The sequence below is a fragment of the Xanthomonas populi genome (assembly GCF_002940065.1).
Classification (GTDB): Bacteria; Pseudomonadota; Gammaproteobacteria; order Xanthomonadales; family Xanthomonadaceae; genus Xanthomonas; species Xanthomonas populi.
In genome coordinates, this window is sequence record NZ_MDEJ01000216.1 from 1 (window position 1) to 3,833 (window position 3,833).

7 protein-coding genes are annotated in these 3,833 nt (G+C 63.7%); all 7 read left to right on the forward strand.

The window, feature by feature from the left end; translation table 11 throughout:
* The first annotated feature begins 339 nt into the window (after positions 1-339).
* The 7 genes from XpopCFBP1817_RS19845 to csrA all read left to right on the forward strand — a co-directional run bounded on the left by XpopCFBP1817_RS19845 (position 340) and on the right by csrA (position 3,526).
* Positions 340-612 (forward strand): hypothetical protein, encoded by a 273-nt coding sequence (locus tag XpopCFBP1817_RS19845; protein WP_128418392.1) that lies wholly within the window; start codon positions 340-342, stop codon positions 610-612.
* 586 nt (positions 613-1,198) lie between these two features.
* On the forward strand, positions 1,199-1,597 hold the full coding sequence (locus XpopCFBP1817_RS19850; protein WP_128418393.1) for a DUF6573 family protein: 399 nt from the start codon (positions 1,199-1,201) through the stop codon (positions 1,595-1,597).
* Positions 1,598-1,666: 69 nt separating this feature from the next.
* The gene (locus XpopCFBP1817_RS19855; RefSeq protein WP_244171268.1) at positions 1,667-1,864 is read left to right on the forward strand and encodes a hypothetical protein; all 198 of its coding nucleotides are present in this window, start codon (positions 1,667-1,669) and stop codon (positions 1,862-1,864) included.
* A complete protein-coding gene (locus tag XpopCFBP1817_RS19860) occupies positions 1,861-2,145 on the forward strand; it encodes a hypothetical protein (RefSeq protein ID WP_244171269.1) in 285 nt (94 codons plus the stop codon). Before XpopCFBP1817_RS19855 ends, XpopCFBP1817_RS19860 begins: the two co-directional genes overlap by 4 nt.
* On the forward strand, positions 2,115-2,684 hold the full coding sequence (locus XpopCFBP1817_RS19865; protein ID WP_128418394.1) for a hypothetical protein: 570 nt from the start codon (positions 2,115-2,117) through the stop codon (positions 2,682-2,684). Before XpopCFBP1817_RS19860 ends, XpopCFBP1817_RS19865 begins: the two co-directional genes overlap by 31 nt.
* Before the next feature lie 214 nt (positions 2,685-2,898).
* Positions 2,899-3,243, forward strand: a complete 345-nt coding sequence (locus XpopCFBP1817_RS19870) for a hypothetical protein (RefSeq protein WP_128418395.1) — start codon at positions 2,899-2,901, stop codon at positions 3,241-3,243.
* A gap of 94 nt (positions 3,244-3,337) precedes the next feature.
* Positions 3,338-3,526 carry a carbon storage regulator CsrA gene (csrA, locus tag XpopCFBP1817_RS19875; RefSeq protein WP_128418396.1) on the forward strand — a complete coding sequence of 63 codons (189 nt, stop codon included), beginning with the start codon at positions 3,338-3,340 and terminating at the stop codon, positions 3,524-3,526.
* Positions 3,527-3,833: the final 307 nt, after the last annotated feature.

Consider the following 3,833-nt stretch of genomic DNA (forward strand, 5'->3'; position numbering starts at 1 on the left):
ACCTGAAGGTGGCCACGAAGTGCACCAGCGCCTGCAGCTGCGCATGGCGCGCGCCTGGCCAGGCTGCAGAGCAGAAGCAACGGCGGTCTGCAGGGGGTGATGTGGGATCTTGCGGACGTGCTGGCGGATCATCGTTGCTGCCGGCGCCGACCTGTTCACTGCGCGAGTGAAGCGTTGCCCGTAGGGGCGCAGCCCCTACACCCCGGTGCGGGGAAGTCTGATCGACAACGGGCGCAGGACGTTGCAGGAGTGGAACAAAGAATTGCATGCAAGTATGCAATGCGCTACTATGGAGTTGTGCAAAGACATGGCACACCAACCACGAGGATAGTGACGACGATGGCCAAGACCGAATCCAAACCAGCAGCTGCACCAGAACAGCACGACCGCGACCGCGACCGCTTCGATGTAGTGGCACCACACGCCTACACCAAGCGTGACGGCGAAACAGGCACCGAGTGGTTTCGCTGCGGTGTCGCGTTCCCAAATCAGAGCGGGGGATTCACGCTCAAGCTGCGCACCGTCCCGGTGGCGATCGATGGCGAAATTACGCTGATCGTGAAGAAGCGCGAACCGAGGGACAAGGGCGAAGATTGGATCTTGCCGGAGTAAACCAACCGGGCAGGGGCAGAACTCGCCCACCAGCAAAAAGCCGTCGGAGATCCCGGCGGCTTTTTTGTGCCTCAGTGCCGCAGATCCACCCAGGCATCGGGCGGCGGCAGCATGTTCTTGCCGGTGCCCTTGCACTGTTTGCACTCGACCCGCTCAGTGACGCCAGGCCAGCCGCCGACTCCTCCGCACATTGGGCATTCGTCATCGGGAGCCTCTTGCTCTTGCATGTGTGTCGCACTCGCCAGTGATGGAGCGAAGTGTTGCATGCGTGCGCACGTGACGGCGCTGCCGGCGACGGCCAATCGCAAAAGCGGGTTTGCAGGGTGATGTGTGCAGCCTGGTCATGCATGCCGGCCTTGTCACGTGATCGAGCTTCGGGCGGTGCGCTGGGCAGAGCGTTGCCGGGGACCAGGCGCAGCGATCGACCAGGTGCACCGACCCCCTGAGCGATATCGAACGCAGGGTGTTCCATGCGCAGAACGCAGTGTGTGCATGCACACATGCTTGCATGCTTGCATGCAACTGGCTAATATGGAGTTGTGCAAAGACATTGCACACCTTGCAGAAGCCAACGGAGATAACCGCCATGTTTACAGCGTCCGACATCATCCATTCCCACACCCGCGCCAACCTGTTGGAGGACGGCGACCTGGTGGACGTGTCTGCCCTCGCCCGCGAGGCCGGCTTTAAAATGCCGGTCGCGGTCACGCGGGCCGTCTGGGCCGACTGCGTGGCATGGAGCCAGGACGACACCAAGCGCAAGCACGTGCCGCAGGACGAGCAAGGCCGGCTGTGGGATGTGCTGTTCATGGCGCGCAACTTCGCCGCCCGTGGCGGTGACGCCAACCGCGTGCCGTTCGCCCTGCATCGGGTGCCCCGTGAGGGCCGAGGCCACCAGGCCCGCATTGTGACCCTCCACATGCACATCGGCCCCGGCGACGATGCCGAGCCGGTCATCACCATCATGCAGCCCACCGAAGACTGACCCCTTTTTTTGCCTAGTGGTGTGCAATGGTATTGCACACCACGGGCCGGAACGATCGAGGAACCGACGATGGACCAGGCCAAGACCACCAAGCAGATCCACGGGTTGAGTGTTGACGCCGGACTGCGCCACGCCCGCGCCGTACTCGCAGAGCTGACCGACTTCGTGCGGTCCACGCTGTGCCAGTGCTGCGCCGAGCTGCCGCCACTGCCTGCGATCCAGTGCGAGCGCTGCAGGCTTCTGGATCGTGTCGGCGGTGCGGCATGACTGCCGCCGACAACGTGCGTGCGCTGATTGCCGATCACCGCCGCCATGAGCGCGCCTGCAGAGCGCATGCGGCGCGCTTGCGCCGCGAAGCCCAGCAGCTGCGTGAGCTGCCCGCCGGAGGCGCACGCAGCCTGTTCCGCGCCCACGAGCTGGCACGCAAAGCGACCGCACTCACCGAACAAGCCGACCACGACCGCGCCGCCGCTGCGCTGTTGACCACCCCCCCCAGCACTGACCAGGACACACCGCCATGCGCAAGCTACCCCACCCCGCCTCCCTGACCCCCGCCGAGCGTGCTAAGTGGCGCGATGACCTCACCGGCCCGCGCTATGCCCACCAGGCGCACGACTTGCCGGACGGCTCGCGCTACTACGTGGCCGAGGAACTCGGCCGCATCATCGTGACCACGTTTCACGGCAAGAGCTTGAAGCTGGACCGCTATTCGTTCCGATCGCAGGCCGAGGCCGACCGTGAAATCGTCCGCTTCACCGAGCGTCGGCAGCGCGTTGCCGACGCCCACGCCGAGCGCCGCGCCGAGGCCAAGCGACCGCACACGCTGGAAGTGGGGGCCGTGCTGGTGTCCAGCTACGGCTACGAGCAGACCAACGTGGAGTTTTACGAAGTCACTGCCGTGCAGAACCGCACCGTGACCCTGCGCGAGCTGGCCCAGGAGCGACATGACACCGGCCACATGTCCGGCACCACCACCCCGCTCCCCGGCAACTACAGGGGCGAGCCGATCCGCAAGCGCGTCAACCCGCGCAACAGCGTCAAGCTATCGAGCAGCAGCTATGCCCACCCGTGGGACGGCCGCCCGTAATACTGGTCAAGCTACGCTTGATTTATCCTAGTGCGGCACGCTGCCGCCCCGTTGTCACCTCCTGGAGCATCACGATATTGTCGCTGGGATCTTCGGCCTTATCTGGATCGCACGCAGATCCGCGTAATCAACGCGCGGCTGCGGCGGCAGCTTTTTTTTTCGCTCATGGTGTGCAATGGTTGTGCACACCATGAGCCTTGCGAAGGAACGACACATGGAATACAGCAGATCCAACCACGTGCACGCGCGCACTGGCAGCTATCAAACCCCGCATCCGGGGCTACTGCTGCACGTGCGCAGTCAAGTGGAGTCAGGTCGGCCGCAATTCGGCGTGCACTTGGCCAAGCGCATCGGCGATGCTGCAGGCCCTGCGTATTGCACCGTCTACGATCTGGCCGCGCTCGATGTCTTCATCCTCTCGCCGGCAGCGGTGTCCGACAGCTTGGCTGCGCTGGTCATTGCCGGCGGGTACTACATCCTCACTGCCGAGGCGGCAAGCCAGCTGGCCTCTGACTTCGCGCTCCCTGTGCGTGCGCCGGCATCGATCGAAGGCGCGTAATGCGACGTATGTCCTTGGATGCATCGCGCTGGCCGGCAGCTGGAAGCAGCGCAGCGGTGCTTCCATCATTCCCACACTCCTGCAGGAAACCCACATGCTCATTCTCACCCGCAGCATTGGCGATGCGTTGATGATCGGCGACGAAGTGACCGTGACGGTCTTGGGCGTCAAAGGCAACCAGGTCCGCATCGGCATTGCCGCCCCGCCACACGTGCCCGTCCACCGCGAAGAAGTCTACGAGCGTATCCAGCGCCAAAGTGATCGATCCGAGCCGACGACGTGATAACAGCGCGCAAAAGCACACATCAAACAGGTGTGCAATGTGTGTGCACACGGAAGTTGCTTGCGGTTTAATGGCCGCGCGCCGATACTTGGCAGCGATATGACAACGCGGGGCGGACTGCTGCTAGCGCAGTAGACCCCCCCGAAAACGAAAAAACCGCCCCGGCAAGGGCGGCTTTTTCATCACTGGTCTGGCGGGAACACCAGAGCAATGGGGCACAATTGATACCCCCATCCTAATCCCGCCGGCGAAGCCGTGCAAGAGGGAAAGGATGCTAAGGCCCACAAGCCAAACACCCCGCCCCGCT

Bases quoted from the DNA above. Each gene is read 5' to 3' on its own strand.
- XpopCFBP1817_RS19845 (WP_128418392.1), top strand. From the start codon at position 340: ATGGCCAAGACCGAATCCAAACCAGCAGCTGCACCAGAACAGCACGAC.
- XpopCFBP1817_RS19850 (WP_128418393.1), top strand. From the start codon at position 1,199: ATGTTTACAGCGTCCGACATCATCCATTCCCACACCCGCGCCAACCTG.
- XpopCFBP1817_RS19855 (WP_244171268.1), top strand. From the start codon at position 1,667: ATGGACCAGGCCAAGACCACCAAGCAGATCCACGGGTTGAGTGTTGAC.
- XpopCFBP1817_RS19860 (WP_244171269.1), top strand. From the start codon at position 1,861: ATGACTGCCGCCGACAACGTGCGTGCGCTGATTGCCGATCACCGCCGC.
- XpopCFBP1817_RS19865 (WP_128418394.1), top strand. From the start codon at position 2,115: ATGCGCAAGCTACCCCACCCCGCCTCCCTGACCCCCGCCGAGCGTGCT.
- XpopCFBP1817_RS19870 (WP_128418395.1), top strand. From the start codon at position 2,899: ATGGAATACAGCAGATCCAACCACGTGCACGCGCGCACTGGCAGCTAT.
- csrA (WP_128418396.1), top strand. From the start codon at position 3,338: ATGCTCATTCTCACCCGCAGCATTGGCGATGCGTTGATGATCGGCGAC.